This is a genomic window from Stenotrophomonas sp. MMGLT7 (assembly GCF_021168555.1).
Lineage (GTDB): Bacteria > Pseudomonadota > Gammaproteobacteria > Xanthomonadales > Xanthomonadaceae > MMGLT7.
Map to the genome: position 1 here is coordinate 84796 of NZ_JAJOZS010000009.1, position 17240 is coordinate 102035.

Here is a 17240-nt window from a genome sequence, read left to right on the forward strand (position 1 = left end):
AGAGGAACCACGACATGCAGGAAGGAGGCATCCGGTGAACTACACGCTCGAACTCGGCCTGCGCGGGCTGCGCCGGCATCCGCGCACGATGGCGCTGTCGATCCTGACGCTGGCGCTGGGCCTGGCCGCGACGATGACGATGCTGAGCCTGCTGGCGATGCTCTCGGCCGACCCGCTGCCCGGCCTCAGCCAGAACCTGTACCTGGGCTGGGTGGACTCGCGCCAGGCATCAAAGCCCGGCAGCAAGCCCGAGGACGACAGCGCCGCGCCGCCGTCGCTGTGGAAGCTGGCCGACGTTCAGGCCATGGCCGCGGCGCATCCGCAGGTGCGGCAGGCCGCGCTGGTGTCCACACCGCTGAACCTGTCCAGCGAGGACGGCAAACGCAGCGACTCCGGCCAGGGGATCCTGGCGACCGGGCCGCTGCCGTCGATGTTCGGCGTGCCGCTGCTGCACGGGCGCTACTGGACCGCGCAGGAGGAGCGTGCGCGCGAGCGCGTCATCGTGATCGACCGCGACATCAGCCTCAAGCTGCTGGGCACGCAGAACGGCGTCGGCCGCAACGTGCGCCTGGGCAGGAACCTGTTCCGTGTGGTCGGCATCAGCGGCCGCTGGGCGCCGCAGCCGCGCTTCTACGCGCTCGGATCGGGCAGCCCGGTCTGGTGGGGCGGCAACCGCGGCGAAACGGTGTTCGTCCCGGCGCAGGCCGCGGCCGATGCGGGCGTCGTGCCGATGGCCACCCAGCTATGCGACCGCGAACTGACCGGCGGCTTCAAGTTCAACGAGCTCGACATCCAGGCCTGCCGCTGGCTGCAGCTGTGGGTCGAGCTGCACACGCCGCAGCAGGTGGCCGCATTCGACGACGCGCTGCTGGCCTACGCCCGCGACCGCCGCGCCGCCGGCGCCTTCGAGCGAGCGCCACAGGCCCGGCTCTACAGCGTGCGGCAATGGCTCGCCGCCAACCGCGTGGTGCCCGACGGCGTGCGCCTGAACCTGTGGCTGGCGCTGGGCTTGCTGGCGCTGTGCATGGTCAACGTCGCCGGGCTGCTCGCCGCGCGCTTCCTGCGCCGCTCCGGCGAACTGGGCGTGCGCCGCGTGCTCGGCGCGCCACGCCGCGCGATCGTGCTGCAGTGCCTGGTCGAGTCCGGGCTGGCCGGCCTGGCCGGCGGCCTGCTGGCGCTGCCGCTGACGCTGTTCGGGCTGTGGGTGGTGCGTATGCAGGAGCAGGACTACACCGAGCAGGCGCACTTCAGCCCGGGCCTGTTCCTGGCGCTGCTGGCATTGGCCGCGCTCACCGGACTGCTGGTCGGCCTGCTGCCGGCCTGGCGCGCCGCACGGCTGGAGCCGGCGCTGCAAGTGAAGAGTCTCTGACGAGGATCCCCCATGCTTTCCATGCCTTTCCCCGGTCCCATCGTCGCTCCCCTGCTGCGCCAGCGGCTGATGCCGCTGCTGCTGGTGGTGCAGATCGCCCTGGCCTGCGCCATCCTTGCCAATGCGCTGTTCCTGCTCGGCCAGCGGCTGGCGCCGATGCTGCTGCCCGACGGCATCGCCCGCGGCGAGCTGCTGCTGGTCGATCAGCTGATCGGCGGCAAGGGACCGTGGAACGGCGCCCGGATCCGTGCCGGGACCGACGCCCTGCGCGCCGTGCCCGGCGTGCGTGCGGTGTCGCCGGCACTCGGCCTGCCGATGCTGCAGTCGATGACGATGGCCTACGATCTCACCGGCCCCAGCGGCGTTGCCGTGAACGCGAGCGCCTTCGCCGGCGAGAACCTGGTGCAGACGCTGGGGCTGGAACTGGTGCAGGGGCGCGACTTCGACAGCGCCGACTACAGCGACACCGATCTCTCCAAGGGCCTGGGCTCGCGCAGCTCTCCGGTGATCCTCACCGCCGCACTGGCGCGCAAGCTGTTCCCGGACGGCGGCGCACTGGGCGGCGTCCTCCCCGGCGACGAAGCCGATGGCTCGGACAGCTTCGTGGTGGTCGGCATCGTCCGCCACCTGCTGCGCTACCAGATCGGCGAGCTGGACGACGGCAAGGCCGAGTACTCGATCCTGCTGCCCCATCGCATCGTCGGCACCCCGATCCTGAGCTATGCCGTGCGCGTCGACCCGGCGCAGCGCGAGGCGGCGAAGGCGGCGATCCCGGCGCTGCTCAAGCGGGATTTCGGCGACGGCCTGCTGCGTGGCATCGAGCCCAAGGTGGAGGACTACGAGAGCCTGCGGCGCGAAGCCTTCAGGCCGCGCCGGGCGGCGGTGTGGCTGCTGGGCACGGTCAGCGCGGTGGTGGCGCTGATCACCGCCATCGGCATCGCCAGCCTGACCGGCTACTGGATCGACCAGCGCACCCGCCAGATCGGCATCCGCCGCGCGCTCGGTGCCACCCGAGGGCAGATCCTGCGCCACTTCCAGGCCGAGAACCTGCTGCTGACCCTGCTCGGCCTGCTGCTGGGCATGCCGCTGGCCTACGCCGCCAACCTGTGGCTGATGCAGTACTACGAACTGCCGCGACTGCCGCTGCATTACCTGCCGGTCGGCGCGGCGCTGCTGTGGGGGCTCGGCCAGTTCGCGGTGTTCTGGCCGGCCCGCCGCGCCGCCGCGGTGCCGCCGGCGGTGGCCACGCGCAGCGCGTGAATGGCGTTCTCTCGATCGGCAGTCGCGTGCATTGGAAAGAGCCTGCACGCAGTAATACTCTTACCGAGGATCCAAGGAGATTCCCCCATGCCCATGACATCCAAGGGGCAGGTCACCATTCCCCAGGACATCCGCGAAGCATTGGACCTGGGGCCTTCCAGCGAGATCGGGTTCGTCCGCGAAGGCGGCCGCGTCTGGCTGCGCAGGCGCGCGCCCGGCGCCGCGCAGGCACGTGGGCTGGTGACGCGCCTGCGCGGCCCCGCAACGGCCCGCCCGAGCACGGAGCAGATCATGGCCCTGACCCGCGGCGAGACCCCGTGAGCCAGGTGCTGGTGGACGCCAACGTCCTGCTCGACGTGCCGACCGAGGCCCCGGCCTGGTTCGACTGGTCGGCACGTACGCTGGAGGACCAAGCGGCCCAGGCGCCGCTTTGCAGCAATCCATTGATCTACGCGGAAGTCTCGGTCGGTTTCGAACGCATCGAGGAGCTGGACGAAGCGCTGCCCCCGGCCGATTTCACCCGCCTTCCGCTGCGCTGGGAAGCCGGTTTCCTGGCCGGCAAGGCGTTCGTGCGCTATCCCCGCGACGGCGGCCAGCACCACTCGCCGCTGCCGGACTTCCTGATCGGCGCCCACGCCGCCGTCGCGAGGCTGCCGCAGCTCACACGCGACGTACGGCGCCATCGCAGCCACTTTCCCAGACTGCGGCTGATCTGCCCGGACCCGGCCTGACCCATGCCCCAGATCCTCATCATCGACGACAACCCCGCCGTGGCCACCGCGCTGGAGGTGCTGTTCTCGCTGCACGACATCGACACGATGCATGCCGATTCGCCGCAGGCCGGGCTGCAGGCGCTGGCCGCGCAGGCGTTCGACCTGGCGATCCAGGACATGAACTTCAGCGCCGACACCACCTCCGGCGAGGAGGGCCAGGCCCTGTTCCGGCAGATCCGCGCCGCGCACCCGGACCTGCCGGTCATCCTGCTCACCGCCTGGACCCATCTGGGCAGCGCGGTGGAGCTGGTCAAGGCCGGCGCCGCCGACTACATCGCCAAGCCCTGGGACGACGCCAAGCTGCTGACCACGGTCAACAACCTGATCGAGCTGTCCGAGGCGCGGCGCGAACTCGAACACCGGCGCATGCGCGAGCAGCGCAACCGCGACCAGCTGCAGGGCCGCTACGACCTGCGCGGCGCGGTCTTCGCCGACCCGGCCAGCGAGCGCGCCATCGCCCTGGCCTGCCAGGTCGCGCGCTCGGAACTGCCGGTGCTGATCACCGGCGCCAACGGCAGCGGCAAGGAGAAGATCGCCGAGATCGTGCAGGCCAACTCGCAGGTCGCCCACGGCCCCTACGTGACCCTCAACTGCGGCGCGCTGCCGGCCGAGCTGATCGAGGCCGAGCTGTTCGGCGCCGAGGCCGGCGCCTACACCGGCGCCAACAAGGCGCGCGAGGGCAAGTTCGAGGCGGCCGACGGCGGCACCCTGTTCCTGGACGAGATCGGCAACCTGCCGCCGGCCGGGCAGATGAAGCTGCTGCGCGTGCTGGAGACCGGGCGCTTCGAGCGCCTGGGCTCCAACCGCGAACGCCGGGTCAAGGTGCGGTTGATCAGCGCCACCAACGCCGACCTGCCGGCGATGATCCGCGACGGCAGCTTCCGCGAGGACCTGTACTACCGCCTCAACACCGTGGAGATCGCGCTGCCGCCGCTGGCCGAGCGGCCCGGCGACATCCTGCCGCTGGCCGAGCACTTCCTCGCCGCCGGCAAGCCGCTGGCCGCCTCCGCGCGCACGGCGCTGCAGCGGCATGCCTGGCCCGGCAACGTGCGCGAGCTGCGCAACGTGATCCAGCGCGCCGAGCTGCTCGCCCCCGGCGATCGCATCGAGGCGGCCGACCTCAACCTGCCGCGCCCGGCACCGGCACGCCCCAGCCCCGCGGCCGAGCCGGACAAGGTCCGCATCGAGCAGGCGCTGGCCCGTGCCGGCGGCGTCATCGCCCAGGCCGCCGCGGACCTGGGCATGAGCCGGCAGGCACTGTACCGGCGCATGGAGCGCCACGGCATCGCGCCCAAATGAGCCGGCGCGCATGATCCGCCGCTCCTTCACCTTCGACCTGTTCCTGCGCCTGCTGCCGTTACTGGTGCTGGCCGCCGCCATGCCGTGGCTGCTGGCCTACTGGATGGATCGCGGCTGGGAGGTCATCGTCGTGTCCGCCGTGCTGCTGCTGGCGCTGATGTGGTGGACGCTGCGCCGCGCCACCGCGCCGATGCGCTCGCTGTTCCGTGCCCTGGCCGGCGCCACCAGCAGCTACCGCGACGGCGAATACAACTTCGGCGTGCACTGGCGCGGCGGCAACGACGAGCTGTCGCAGCTGGTGCGCGCCCACGCCGAACTCGGCGAGGTGCTGCGCGAGCAGCGCCAGGGCCTGATGCAGCGCGAACTGCTGCTGGACACGATGGTGCAGAACACGCCGGTGGCGATGCTGCTGCTGGCCGCCGGCGGCGACGGCGTGCGCCGCGTGGTGTTTTCCAACATCGCCGCGCGCAAGCTGCTGCACGGCGGCTGGAAGCTGGAAGGCAAGCGCATCGAAAGCGTGCTCGAGAACGCGCCCGCCGAGATGCGCGAAGCCCTGGGCCGCGGCAGCGACAGCCTGTTCGCGGTGCGCGGCGAAAGCGACGACGAGGACAGCGAGCAGGTGTATCACCTCTCGCGCCGCCAGTTCCATCTCAACGGGCGCCAGCACGAGTTGCTGCTGCTGCGCTCGCTCACCACCGAGCTGCGCCGCCAGGAAGTGCAGACCTGGAAGAAGGTGATCCGGGTGATCAGCCACGAGCTCAACAACTCGCTGGCGCCGATCGCCTCGCTGGCGCACTCCGGCGCCGAGCTGCTGCGGCGCAACCGCGGCGAGCGGCTGGGCGAGGTGTTCGCCACCATCGAGGAACGCGCGCGCCACCTGGAAGGCTTCATCCGCGGCTACGCCCGCTTCGCCAAGCTGCCGCAGCCGCGGCTGCAGCCGGTCCGCTGGGACCTGTTCCTGCAGGGCCTGCGCCAGCAGATCCCGTTCGAGCTGGACAACCAGGCAGGCGATGCCGGCACCCGCATCGACACGGCACAGATCGAGCAGGCGCTGCTCAACCTGATCAAGAACGCCCACGAGGCGAGCGGCGAGGCGTCCAGGGGCGAGGACGTCGTGGTGCGCCTGTCGCGCATCCCGGAATGGCTGCGCATCGAGGTGCTCGACCGCGGCAGCGGCATGAACGAGGCCGTGCTGCAGAACGCGCTGACCCCGTTCTACTCCACCAAGCGCAACGGCACCGGCCTGGGCCTGGCGCTCGCCCGCGAGATCGTCGAGGCGCACGACGGCCGCATCTCGCTGCGCAACCGCGACAACGGCGGGCTGTGCGTGACGCTGCTGCTGCCGCTGGCCTGAGGCCCCGTTCGACATCCCCTGTAGCGACCTGTAGGAGCGACTTCAGTCGCGATGAGGCTTTACCGGTAGAGCCCATCGCGACTGAAGTCGCTCCTACGGGGAGCCCTGCGCCACCGCCACCACGGCGCCGCGCGCGCGGCGGCCGAACGCTGAAGGGCTTCGCCAGCACCTGGCCGCTGCCGGCCGGGGTCGCGCATCCATTGAACGCACGTATCGGTAACCGCCAGGCATTGGCCTTCGTCGACGCCGTGGCGCAGGGTGCCTGCGCAGTGTTCGCGCCACCGGACGACGGCCCGGCCCGCGGCGCCCACCTGATGCGGCGCCACCGCGACCTGCCGATGAACTTGGCCGACGCCTTCGCGGATGGGCCTGGCCGAACAGCTGCACGAAGGCCGCATCCTCTTCAACGACCAGCGCGATTTCCGCGGCTACCGCTGGAAGAACACCCGTCCCTTGCAGAACCTGCCGCTGCCCGCCCCTGACTCCCGCACAAGACCCACGCCACGCGACCGGCGCGCTCCCGGCGGGCCGCTTTGCGGGCGGACGCTTCCCGATCCCTACATGCCCGTGTAGCGGCCAGGACGGTGATTGAACAGCAGCACCATGTTGAGCACGATCGCCCCGATGACCGAATAGAACACCCGCGACGGCTCGATCGCCAGCAGCGCGATGGCCATCAGGGTGATGTCGAACGCCATCTGCAGCTTGCCCGCGCTCCAGCCGCGGCGCTCCTGCAGGAACAGCGCCAGGATGTTGAGCCCACCCAGGCTGGCGCGATGGCGGATGAACATCAGGATGCCCAGCCCGGTTAGCATGCCGCCGACCACCGCCGAGTACAGCGGCGTGACCTGCTGGTAGCTGGCCCAGCGCGGCAGCAGATCCGCCAGTGCGCCGCAGGCCGCCACGCCGAAGCAGGTCTTGAGGGTGAACGTCCATCCCATGCGACGCACCGCCAGCCAGTAGAACGGCAGGTTCAACAGCGTGAACAGCACCCCGAATCCCATCCCGGTCACGTAGTGCAGCAGCAGCGCCACCCCGGCCATGCCGCCCAGCATCAGCCCGCCGGCGCTGAACACCGCAATGCCCACGGCGGCGACCAGGGCGGCTCCGATCAGCCCCTGCGCGTCCTCGACCGCACTGTGCCGTCCCGGCCTACCGTCGATCGACACGGGGACCCGCCAGTCCGATGCGGGCGACCGGGAAGATCGCCGGCGCACGGCGATCGGTTGTGGCGGCATCCGGCGCAAGGCTGCAGCGCTGCCCGGGCACCGGGTCGACCCGCTGCCACTGCCAGGCGTCCACGGTCTCCCCGCGCGGACGGTAGGCGATGCGCAGGTCCTGTCCGTCGCGCCGCACCTGCAGGACCAGTACCCCGTCCTGGCGTCCCTGGATCGCGTCCTGCCCCACCGGGACCATGATCTCGTCGCCGTCGCGCAGCCCGGCCGCCTCGGCCGCCGAGCCCGGGATCAGCCCGTGCACGATGCGCCGCGGCTCGGTCAGCACCTTGGGCTCGAACCCGAGCTGATAGCGCCGCAGCGGCACCGAGATGCGCCGGAAACAGGGCCCGAACGCATCGGACGCGGGCAACGGCGTGGCGCCCTGCAGCATGGCGTGGAACGCATCCACGCCGGGCTGGCCGAGTTCGCGGCGCAGCAGCTCCTCCCAGTCGGCGTTGTCGATCGCCACGCCGCGGCGCTGGCGCGCATGCATCTGCAGCATCAGGTCGTCGAGCGAGCGGCGCCCGTGCGAAGCCTTGCGCACCGCATCGTCGACCGTGGCGAAGTACAGGAAGCCGCGATCGTAGGGCAGCGTGCGCACCCGCGTGTCCTCCCAGAACCGCGCCGGCACCTCGCGGTTGGGCACGTTGCCCAGCGCGTTGGTGTAGTAGCGGGCGGCATGGTAGTTGAGGTCGCGCAGGAAACCGTCGGCGTCGAGCATGCCGTAGCGCAGCGGCAGCGAGCGCTGGTAGAACACCGCCAGCCCCTCGTTGAACCAGGCGCTTTCCAGGCCGTTGCCGGCATCCTCGATCCGCGGCTGGAAGGTGTGGAACATCTCATGCGCCAGCGTAAGCTTCAGCTCCTCCGGATCGCTGCCCTCCTGCTCGCCGTAGGTGATGACGAACGAGCGGTACATGCCGATGCCGCCGCCCGGGTTGACCAGGTTGCGGCGCATGAACACGCCATACGGCGTGCGCTCGACCGCGAAGAACGCCTCGTAGTGCGTGCGCAGGCGTTCGGCCCAGGACATCAGTCCGGTCGCGTCGAACGGCGGCCTGCCCTGCCATACCGAGAAGAACCCCGTCGCACTCGGCGCAGCCGGGTAGCGGCCGACGCTGCCGGCCATGAAGTAGGCCTTGTCGAGCGTGGCCACCGGCAGCGGTGCGTCCGCCACGGTATCCAGGCTGCTGGCGGCCACCGCGCCGGCAGGCAGGCGCGAGAGGTCCCAATCCGCACGCAGCCGGTAGCTCCCGCCAGGCGGGCGCAGCAGGAAGGTCGCGCCGCCGCCGGAGAAACCGCCGTCCTCGCTGCGCAGTTCGATCGGCGGCGCGGCGCCGCGCGCGGCCAGCGGCGCCGCCAGTGTGACCCGGTAGCTCAGCCGGATGCTCCCGTGCACGGGACGATCGATGCGCCACTGTCGCCGCCGCTCGGGATCGGCTCCCTCGTCGTGCGCCGCCAGCGCCAGCGCGCCGCGCTCGTCGCGGGCCTGCAATTCGCCGATCTGCGCGATGGCCGTGGGCACGTTGGAGCTGACGTACGGCATCTCCAGCAGGACGCCGCCCGGTTCGGCCGTCGCGCCGGCCAGTGTCTCGACGACCTCCAGCGCCTCGATCCCGCTGCCATCGGCGGAGGGCAGCGGCCTCAGCAAGATCGCCAGTTCCGCCACGGAGTCCGGCAACCGGTCCTGCTCGGCCGGGGACGCAAGCCCGCCCGGCTGCGCCAGGCCCACGCAGGCGCAACTGCACAGCGCCACCAGCACGGCGATCTTTCGCATCACGACAAGGCCTCGATCAGTCGCTCGACATCGTCGAGCGTGTTGTAGAAGGAAGGGGACACCCGGAAATGGTTGCGGTACACGCTGATCGCCACGCCGGCCGCGGCCAGCCGCGGCGCGATCCTGGCGCCGACGTTCTCGCCGGCGAAGGAAACCAGCGCCGAGCGCGAGTCCGGCGGCGTCATCGGCTGGTAGCCCAGGCGCGGCAGCGCCTCGTGCAGGCGCCGCAGCAGCGGCTGGCGCCAGGCTTCGATCCGTTCCGGCGTCAGCGCCAGCAGGTACCGCAGCGACGGCCCCAGCGCCGCCCGCGCGGCATTGCTCATCGTGCCGACCTCGATCCTGCCCGGCAGGTCCTCGCGCACCACGGAATCCTGCACGTTGGCGCCAGGCGGGTCGAAAGGCAGGAAATGCGTGGTGTGGCCGGCCATCTGCCGGTAGCCCCACTGGCTGCGCCGCAGCTGCGGCTGGCTGTGCCGGCGCGCGTAGAAGAAACCCATGCCGAAGTCGCCCATCAGCCACTTGTAGGTGGCGCAGGCGGCGAAGTCGACGCCGCTGGCATGGATGTCGATCGGGGTGGTGCCGGCGGCCTGGATGATGTCGGCGTAGACCAGCGCCCCGCGCGAATGGGCCAGGTCGCAGACCGCCTTCAGGTCGTGCTGGAAGCCGTTGATGCTTGACACCAGGGTGACCGCGACCAGGCGCGTGCCCGGAGTGATCGCCCTGTCGAGGTCCTCCAGCCGGATGCGGTTGTCGCGTGGGCGCACGATCTCCACCTCCAGCCCCTGCCGGGCCAGCTCCTGGTACATGTAGAGCGAGCCGTCGAAGTGATACGCGTCGGTGACCACGCGCTGGCGGCTGCCCGGCAGGCCCAGCCCGGACACCACGTGGTTCTCACCCACCATCGTGCTCGGGACCAGGGCGATCTCGTCCTCGTCGGCATGGATCAGCCGCGCGAACAGCGCCGGGTTCGGCGGCGGCTCGCTCGGCCGCCCCGGGGCGCGGCTGGCGGCGTTGAGCAGGCGCCCGTCGAGGTAGTCGCGCAGCGCCTGCGCGGTGGTGCGGCTCAGCGGATGGGTGTAGGCGCCGTTGAGATGGATGCCGTCGATCTCGAACTGGCCGCGTGCTCCGTCCAGCCCGCCGGCCGTCGCTGCACCGCGTCCCGCCGCACCCGCTGCCGCGGGCGGCGCCAGCGCGCCGACCACCGGCAGCGCCCCGAGCACACCTAGGCAGCGCCTGCGCGCCGGGTCGAAGCCGTTGCCGGCGGCCATGGCCGGCAGTCTCCCGCTGTCGCTGTCGTCGCTCATCTCGGTACTCCAAATCGCTGCCAAAGGATCGCTGACCACGCTAGGACTCGATCTCCACCTCGCCCTCGATCTCCACCGGCACGTCGAACGGCAGTTCCGCCATGCCCACGGCGCTGCGCGCATGCATGCCCCGCTCCGGCCCGTACAGTTCGAGGATGAGGTCGGAGAAGCCGTTGATCACGCTCGGCTGGCGGTTGAAGCCTGGCGCCGAGTTCACCATGCCGTGCACGCGCACCCAGCAGCGCACCCGCTCCAGGCTGCCCAGGCTGCGCTTGAGGCTGCCGAGGATCGACAGCGCGGTCAGCCGCGCCGCCGCATAGCCCTGCTCCAGCGAGACCGCGCCGCCAAGCTTGCCGCCCAGCCCGTCCATCGAGCCATCCGGGCGCTGCGGGCCATGCCCGGAGATCAGCGCGCGGTTGCCGCGCACCTGCACCATCGCGAACGGCAGCACCACGCCGGGCGGCGGCGTCAGTGCCGGCGGCAGCACCAGCCCCATGCGCTGCAGGCGTTGCTCGATCGGGCCGGCCTGGGCGTCCGCCATGGACGAAAGGGGTTGCGGGAGATCCTGTGGCAGCGTGTTCATCGTATCCGTACCGGCGCGGGGGCGAAGGGCACCACGCCCAGCGCGCGATAGATTTCCTCGGGAAAGTACATTTGCGTGTCCTTGACCACCATCCGTGCCTGGCGGATGGCCGATATGTCCTCGACCGGGTCGCCGGCCAGCAGCACGAAGTCGGCGCGCCTGCCCGGTTCGATCGTGCCCAGCTGGCCGGCGCGGCCGAGGTATTCCTCGCAGCCCAGCGTCCCCAGCCGCAGCACCTCGGCCGGTTCGATGCCGGCCTTGGCATACAGCTCCAGCTCGCGCAGCACGGTGAAGCCGGTGGTGTCGTCGGTCCCGGGCAGCAGCCGCGTGCCCTGGTCGTGCAGGCGCTTGAGCAGGGCCAGGATGGTGTCGAACGAACGCCGGTAGTCCCGGTCCAGCTCGGGCGTGAGCCCGGGCACGAAGGTGCGCTTGCGATAGCGCTGGTAGCCGATCGGCATGTGCGCCAGGTAGGCGGCATCGCCTTCGCCGACCTGGCGGGCGCGGCTGAGCATCAGCCGTTCCAGGATCACCGCGGTGGGGTCGAGCGGGATTTCGCGCTGCTTCATCAACGCCAGCGTGCGCCGGACCTGCGGCGCGTCCAGGTCCAGCGACCCGGCCCGCGCCATCGCGGTCAGCCGCAGCGGCGTGCGGGTGTCCTCGTCCGGGCGCAGCAGCCAACCCAGCATCAGCTGGTTGACGTGGGTCAGCTCGTCGTAGCCGGCCTCGATCATCCGCTCCGGTGTGGCGAAGGCCGGGATGTGCCCGGTCACGGTCATGCCGAGGCGGTGCGCCTCGGCGGCGATCGCCGGCACCCAGTCCGGGTCCATCGAGTTGTAGATCTTGATCTGCCAGTAGCCGTGCCGCTTGTACCAGCGCACGTCCTCCAGTGCCTCGGGCAGCGTCGCCGGGATGAAGCCGTTGCGCGCCGAGTACGGGCTGCGCCCTTCCAGGAAACCGTTGCGCACGATCCTCGGCCCGGCGATCTCGCCGGCCTCGATGCGCGGCACCAGGTCCAGCAGGAAGTCGTTGTCGTTGCCCATGTCGCGGGTCGAGGTCACCCCGGCCGCCAGGTACCACAGGCCGGAGGACAGCGTGGTATGCGAGTGCATGTCGTGCAGCCCCGGGATCAGGGTGCCGCCCTCGCCATCGTAGACGCGCTCGCCGGGCCGCGCGGCCACGCCGGCGCCGGCCTCGATGGCGGCGATGCGGCCCTCGCGCACCAGCACCGAGACCGGCGGCCCCAGCCGGCCCTCGCGCGGGTCGAACACGCGTACGTTGGCGATGCGCAGCGGCTCGGCGCCGGTGTGCGCAAGCCGGCGCTGCAGCTCGCGCGCGTGCTCGATCTCCAGCTCGCCAGCCAGCCTGAGCAGGGCCGGCGCCTGGTCCTCGTAGCCGCCGCGCACGGCGATGTCTTCCGGCGTGAACTCGGCGAACAGCCGGCGCCGCGCATCCAGCATCAGGTAACTCGGCGCCAGCGACAGGCCGCCGAGGCGATACACCGTCACCGCGACCGCCTTGGCGCCCGCGCCGACCTGCATCTGCCGCAGCCGCTGCAGCCGCAGCTCGCCACCGGGCAGCACCGGCAGCGTGCCCCCGGATGCATCGAGCAGGACCCGCGCGTAGACCGCACTGGCCCAGGGGCTGGCGTCGTTGAGCGCATACAGCCCCGGCCGCGCCGCGGCGGCCTCACCGGCATCGGCCGCGCTGGTCCACTGCGCGCGGCCGGCATGCCAGCGGTAGCGCTCGTCGACCTCGCCGCCCATCAGCGAGCTGCCTTTGACCGTCCAGCTCAGCGGCATGCCGCCGGCGTCGAGTTCAAGGATCTCCTCGTGCTTCGGTCCGCGGCCGTTGTTGTCGACCGCGTAGCGGACGTGCTGGCGGCGCTCGTCGCCATCGACCTGCAGGTGTCCGACGACCTCGCCGTTGGAGACCACCGACAGCGACTCCTGCACCACGCCCGCCCGGGCCGCGGGCAGCGCAGTGGCACCGGCCACACCGTCCCGGGCCTGGGCGATGGCCGGGCCGCTGCCCATACACGCCGCCAGCAACAGCCAGCCGACGCTCCCGCGCCAGGCCCGCAGACACCGCGCCGCCGCCCCACCGTCACGTTCCATGGTTCAGAAGTTCCAGCTGAACGAGGTGCCGAAGGTACGCGGCTGCAGGATGCCGACGCCGTACAGGCTCTGCCCGGTGGTGGCATTGCGCGCGGTGGCGCTGAGGAAGGCGTACTCGTCGGTGAGGTTCTTCACGTAGAACGACAGCGCCCAGCGCTCGGCCTCCACGCCGGCGCGCAGGTCCAGCGTGGTGTAGCTGGGCATGACGAAGCGCGCGGTCGCCGCGGAGCTGTTGAACCCGGCCAGGCGGCTGCCGACGTAGTTCACCCCGCCGCCGACGAAACCGTACAGCGACCCCAGCGGGAAGTTCAGGGTGGCGTTGAGGTTGCTGGTGAAGCGCGCCGAGTACGGCAGGCGGTCGCCCTTGCGGCCGAAGGTGCCGTTGGGCAGGTCCTGCTCGAGCTTGGCATCGGTGTAGGCCGCGTTCCAGGTCAGTTCCAGCCCGTCGAGCGGGCGGTAGGTGAGGCTGGATTCGATGCCGCTGCTCGATGCCTTGCCGGCGTTGTCGGTATACGAGATCGAGGTGGCCTGGTCGACCACGCCGATCTGCATGTCCGACCAGTCGATGTAGAACGCGGACAGGTCCCAGGCCAGCAGGTTGTCGAGGTAGATGCCCTTGTAGCCCAGTTCGTAGGACACCAGCGTATCCGAGTCGTAGGTCTGCGGGAAATCGCCCAGCAGCGTCCCGTTGAGGCCGCCGGCACGGTAGCCCGAGGCCACGCGCGCGTACAGGATGCTGTCGGCATCGAGCTTGAAGCGCGGCGAGAACAGGTACGTGAACACCTTCTCCCCACCCGAGGGATCGCTGTCCACCGAAGGGCCACCGGCCATCGGGCCGTCGTAGACGGTCCTGGCCTGCAGCCCGACGTCGCTGTAGCGGCCGCCGACCTGGATGTCGAAGCGATCGCTGAACTGGTAGTCGATATCGCCGTAGAGCGCCTTCTCCTCGTAGCGCGACAGTGCCGTGGCCTGGTAGAACGGCGCATACCCCAGGTTCGCGCCGTCGTCCGGATCGACGCCGCGCAATGCCTGGTAGCCGGTCGTGTCCTCCTTGGCGTAGTAGGCGCCGACCTGCCAGCCGAGCGGAGCGTCGCCCTTCGAGCTCAGGCGGAACTCCTGGGTGTACTTCTCGGTGCGGCTGTCGTTGTCGATGGTCACGCCTGCGTTGGGCACGCCGAGGAAGATGCCGGTGAAGCGGCTGAAGGTGGCGCTGACGTCCTGCAGCGAGGTGTAGTCGTACTCGCCGTAGGAGGAGATCGAATCGAAGTCGGCCCAGTCGAGATCGGCGTTCACCTTGAGGTTGTACAGGCGCACCTTGTTCTCGTAGCCGTCGGTGCCGGCCATGCGCATGCGCGCGTAGCCGCCGTAGGCCGGCACGTGGTCGAAATCCACGTCGGCGTTGGCGGTGCCGTCGGCCTCGGCGTTCTGCGCCATCGCCGCCAGCCTGACCGTCGTCCGCTCGCCCGCGTTCCACAGCGCCGAGACGCGCGCGCCCTTGACCCTGGCCTCGTTGATCTCGTCGCGGCCCTGCTGCAGGTCGCGGATGTAGCCCGGGTCCTGGCGGTCGTAGGCGCTGACGCGCAACGCGAGCACGTCCTCGACCAGCGGCAGGTTGAACGCGGCGCGGCCGCCATAGCCTTCGCCGCCGTGGGCGGTGGTCGAGGCGTCCAGCTGCGCGCGGCCGCTGAACGCATCGGTCTCCGGGTCGAGGGTGACGTACTTCAGCAGGCCGCCCATGCTGCTGGCGCCGTACAGCGTGCCCTGCGGCCCCTTGAGCACCTCGATGCGCTCCATGTCCGCCGGGTCGATGTCGGGCACCTGGATGTCCGTGGTCGACGAGCCGAACGGCACGTCGTCGACGATCACGCCGACCGTGGGATTCTGCTCGGTACCGGCGGCGATGCCGCGGATCAGCAGCTGGTTGCGGCCGGAACCGCGGGCATTCATGCTCAGCCCCGGCACCTGCGCGAAGTAGTCGGTCAGCTGCACCTGGCCCTGCGCCGCCAGGTGCTGCGCATTGAGCACGCTGATCGCCATCGGCACGTCCTGGATCCGCTCGATCCGCTTCTGCGCGGTCACCGTCACCGCGTCGAGCTGGGTGGCATATCCGCCTTCCCCGCCATCCTGCGCCTGCACCAGCGCCGGCAGCGCCGCCAGGCCACCCGCGCCTGCCAGCAGCACCTGCCGCAACACCCTGCTCAGCGGCCTGGCCGCCACCGCAACTCCGGAACACCTGCTCGCTGCACGATTCATCGTTGACCCCTGTGTGGTTGATTGACGTACGACCGATTCATCGGCAGGCGGCGGCCGATTGCCGCCCCGTGCATTCCCTCACGGGACCGCCTGCCGAAAGACGGACGCCGCGTCTTTCCCGGCGTCAAGATGAACTAGTGTCATCCAGTTCAACATTTTGTTGATATACACAGCGATCGGGAGGGTGTCAAACACTCTCGCCGCACTTCGTTTCCGCACCTTGCGCCATCGCCGTGCAAGCCTCGCACCATGATCCGGCAAACCTTCGCCAGGACGCTTTATTCGCCTGGAATCGGCATGCACCTTGCAGGTGCATGCCGCAGTTCGCACCGACACCGGCCACGGCATGGACGACGCCGGGCGGGCCATGTCAGGGCCGGTACCGGCCCTGCCTGCGCGACGATCCCGCGGCCCGGCGGCATGGTGTCCAGCGCGGTCGGCGAACTACACTGCCTGGGCTTTCCCCGAGGTTTCCATGCCCACGAAATCCAAGCGACCGAGAACCACCGCCACCGCACGGCCGCGCGGCCCCGCCGCTCCGCCCCCGCAGAGCGAACAGGACGCGCTGCTGGACACCCTGCGTCCCGTCGTGGAAATGCTGGGCGGCATGCTTGGAGACAACATCGAGATCGTCCTCCACGACCTCAGGTCCCCGGCCCGGTCGATCGTCGCCATCGGCAACGGCCACGTCTCCGGCCGCGGCGTCGGCGACTCCATTCTCAGCGGCCCCAAGGACGATGCCGGCTTCGTGGAACTGCACCGGGAGGTCCATGGCAACGGCAGGATCTCCTCTAGCGTGATCAACGACTACCCGACCGCGACCGGCGGCGGCAGGAAGCTGCGCTCGGCGACCGTGCTCTATCGCGACGGCGCCGGCGAACCGTTTGCGGCGCTGTGCCTGAACGCGGACATGACCGTGGTGGAGATGGCGCACTCCTGGCTCGACCAGATGCTGCACCGGCGCAGCCAGCCGGCCGCGCCCGCCGTCACCTCCTCGCAGATGGACACGCTGATGCAGGAGATCATCGCCGACGCGGTCACCCGCTTCACCAAGCCGGCCAAGCTGATGGACAAGGAGGAAAAGCTCTATGCGGTCGAGGCGATGATGCGGCGCGGCCTGTTCCTGGTCAGGAACAGCGTGGGCCAGGCGGCCAAGGCGCTCGGGGTGACCCGGTTCACCATCTACAACTATCTGGACGAGATCCGCAAACGCGACCAGTCCCATGCCGCCGCGGACATCCCGGAGCGGGCGAACGCCACCAGGACCGGCGGACGCCGTAAGTCCGGCGCTTGAGCAAGGGTGGGCGATAGCCGCCACTGCGCCGGGAACATGCTCGGCCTTGGTTGAAACAATGACGGCAGGGGCGTGCACGCCCTGATCCAGCCGGCCCGGCCTTCGCCCGGGATCGCCCAGGCCCACCATCGCCGCGGGCGGCTGCGCAACCGCGAGCGCAGCCGATCCGTGCGCAACGCGGTTGCTGTCCGGCTATCGGCCCGGTGCCGCCTGCTGGGCTACGGGCCGTAGGCGCTGCAGCCGACCTCCACCAGCGCGTCCATCGGCAGTCCGGCGGCGACCAGCGCATTGCGTGCCGGCAACCGCTCGGGCCGGAAGTAGCCGGCATAGATCGTGTTGAACGCGCTCCACTGGCCACGGTCGGTGATCATCGCGGTGCATTGCACCACCTGTTCCATGCCCAGCCCCATCGTCGCCAGCACCTTGGCGACGTTGTCCATGGCCTGCCTGGCCTGTGCCTCGAAGCCCTCGGCCAGCTTGCCATCCGCGCCGAGGCCGAGCTGCCCGGAAACGTGCACCGTGGTACCGGCCCGCACCGCGCTCGAGTACGGCGCGGTACTGCCGTCGGGTCTTTCGTAGTGCACGCGTTCCACTGCCGATGCCGCATTCGCGGCAGGCAATGCGAGGACGAGTGCGATCAATGCGG

At 70.5% G+C, this 17240-nt stretch carries 15 protein-coding genes; 8 read left to right on the forward strand and 7 right to left on the reverse strand.

Annotated features, from left to right (window positions below; all coding sequences use genetic code 11):
- The first annotated feature begins 34 nt into the window (after window positions 1-34).
- The 7 genes from LRX76_RS12455 to LRX76_RS12485 all read left to right on the forward strand — a co-directional run bounded on the left by LRX76_RS12455 (window position 35) and on the right by LRX76_RS12485 (window position 6628).
- On the forward strand, window positions 35-1369 hold the full coding sequence (locus tag LRX76_RS12455; protein WP_231805695.1) for an ABC transporter permease: 1335 nt from the start codon (window positions 35-37) through the stop codon (window positions 1367-1369).
- A gap of 12 nt (window positions 1370-1381) precedes the next feature.
- Window positions 1382-2629 (forward strand): FtsX-like permease family protein, encoded by a 1248-nt coding sequence (locus LRX76_RS12460; RefSeq protein ID WP_231805697.1) that lies wholly within the window; start codon window positions 1382-1384, stop codon window positions 2627-2629.
- A gap of 87 nt (window positions 2630-2716) precedes the next feature.
- Entirely contained in the window at window positions 2717-2950 is a 234-nt protein-coding gene (locus LRX76_RS12465) for an AbrB/MazE/SpoVT family DNA-binding domain-containing protein (RefSeq protein WP_231805699.1), read from the forward strand.
- Window positions 2947-3360 (forward strand): type II toxin-antitoxin system VapC family toxin, encoded by a 414-nt coding sequence (locus tag LRX76_RS12470; RefSeq protein ID WP_231805701.1) that lies wholly within the window; start codon window positions 2947-2949, stop codon window positions 3358-3360. Before LRX76_RS12465 ends, LRX76_RS12470 begins: the two co-directional genes overlap by 4 nt.
- Before the next feature lie 3 nt (window positions 3361-3363).
- Window positions 3364-4701, forward strand: coding sequence for a sigma-54 dependent transcriptional regulator (locus LRX76_RS12475; RefSeq protein ID WP_231805703.1), 1338 nt, complete (start codon window positions 3364-3366; stop codon window positions 4699-4701).
- Window positions 4702-4711: 10 nt separating this feature from the next.
- Entirely contained in the window at window positions 4712-6055 is a 1344-nt protein-coding gene (locus tag LRX76_RS12480; protein WP_231805705.1) for an ATP-binding protein, read from the forward strand.
- Between the two features lie 363 nt (window positions 6056-6418).
- Window positions 6419-6628 (forward strand): hypothetical protein, encoded by a 210-nt coding sequence (locus LRX76_RS12485; RefSeq protein ID WP_231805707.1) that lies wholly within the window; start codon window positions 6419-6421, stop codon window positions 6626-6628.
- On the opposite strand, the gene LRX76_RS12490 is transcribed toward LRX76_RS12485, so the two are convergent.
- The 6 genes from LRX76_RS12490 to LRX76_RS12515 are packed head-to-tail and all read right to left on the reverse strand — an operon-like array spanning window position 6613 to window position 15264.
- Entirely contained in the window at window positions 6613-7224 is a 612-nt protein-coding gene (locus LRX76_RS12490; protein WP_231805709.1) for a YitT family protein, read from the reverse strand. The two genes, LRX76_RS12485 and LRX76_RS12490, sit on opposite strands and share 16 nt — an antisense overlap.
- Window positions 7208-9046, reverse strand: a complete 1839-nt coding sequence (locus tag LRX76_RS12495; RefSeq protein ID WP_231805711.1) for a peptidase M61 — start codon at window positions 9044-9046, stop codon at window positions 7208-7210. The genes LRX76_RS12490 and LRX76_RS12495 overlap by 17 nt, the downstream gene beginning before the upstream one ends.
- Window positions 9046-10350, reverse strand: a complete 1305-nt coding sequence (locus tag LRX76_RS12500) for an aminotransferase class V-fold PLP-dependent enzyme (RefSeq protein ID WP_231805712.1) — start codon at window positions 10348-10350, stop codon at window positions 9046-9048. The genes LRX76_RS12495 and LRX76_RS12500 overlap by 1 nt, the downstream gene beginning before the upstream one ends.
- A gap of 40 nt (window positions 10351-10390) precedes the next feature.
- Window positions 10391-10891 carry a RidA family protein gene (locus LRX76_RS12505; protein WP_231805713.1) on the reverse strand — a complete coding sequence of 167 codons (501 nt, stop codon included), beginning with the start codon at window positions 10889-10891 and terminating at the stop codon, window positions 10391-10393.
- A gap of 38 nt (window positions 10892-10929) precedes the next feature.
- A complete protein-coding gene (locus tag LRX76_RS12510) occupies window positions 10930-13047 on the reverse strand; it encodes an amidohydrolase family protein (protein ID WP_231805714.1) in 2118 nt (705 codons plus the stop codon).
- Window positions 13048-13050: 3 nt separating this feature from the next.
- On the reverse strand, window positions 13051-15264 hold the full coding sequence (locus LRX76_RS12515) for a TonB-dependent receptor (RefSeq protein ID WP_231805715.1): 2214 nt from the start codon (window positions 15262-15264) through the stop codon (window positions 13051-13053).
- A 346-nt stretch (window positions 15265-15610) separates the two neighbouring features.
- Between LRX76_RS12515 and LRX76_RS12520 the strand changes: the two genes are divergently transcribed.
- Complete coding sequence (locus LRX76_RS12520; RefSeq protein WP_231805838.1) at window positions 15611-16594, forward strand: PAS domain-containing protein; 984 nt, start codon at window positions 15611-15613, stop codon at window positions 16592-16594.
- Between the two features lie 218 nt (window positions 16595-16812).
- On the opposite strand, the gene LRX76_RS12525 is transcribed toward LRX76_RS12520, so the two are convergent.
- A complete protein-coding gene (locus tag LRX76_RS12525; protein ID WP_231805716.1) occupies window positions 16813-17187 on the reverse strand; it encodes a RidA family protein in 375 nt (124 codons plus the stop codon).
- Window positions 17188-17240: the final 53 nt, after the last annotated feature.

Bases quoted from the DNA above. Each gene is read 5' to 3' on its own strand.
- LRX76_RS12460 (WP_231805697.1), top strand. From the start codon at position 1,382: ATGCTTTCCATGCCTTTCCCCGGTCCCATCGTCGCTCCCCTGCTGCGC.
- LRX76_RS12465 (WP_231805699.1), top strand. From the start codon at position 2,717: ATGCCCATGACATCCAAGGGGCAGGTCACCATTCCCCAGGACATCCGC.
- LRX76_RS12475 (WP_231805703.1), top strand. From the start codon at position 3,364: ATGCCCCAGATCCTCATCATCGACGACAACCCCGCCGTGGCCACCGCG.
- LRX76_RS12480 (WP_231805705.1), top strand. From the start codon at position 4,712: ATGATCCGCCGCTCCTTCACCTTCGACCTGTTCCTGCGCCTGCTGCCG.
- LRX76_RS12485 (WP_231805707.1), top strand. From the start codon at position 6,419: ATGGGCCTGGCCGAACAGCTGCACGAAGGCCGCATCCTCTTCAACGAC.
- LRX76_RS12495 (WP_231805711.1), bottom strand. From the start codon at position 9,046: ATGCGAAAGATCGCCGTGCTGGTGGCGCTGTGCAGTTGCGCCTGCGTG.
- LRX76_RS12500 (WP_231805712.1), bottom strand. From the start codon at position 10,350: ATGAGCGACGACAGCGACAGCGGGAGACTGCCGGCCATGGCCGCCGGC.
- LRX76_RS12505 (WP_231805713.1), bottom strand. From the start codon at position 10,891: ATGGCGGACGCCCAGGCCGGCCCGATCGAGCAACGCCTGCAGCGCATG.
- LRX76_RS12510 (WP_231805714.1), bottom strand. From the start codon at position 13,047: ATGGAACGTGACGGTGGGGCGGCGGCGCGGTGTCTGCGGGCCTGGCGC.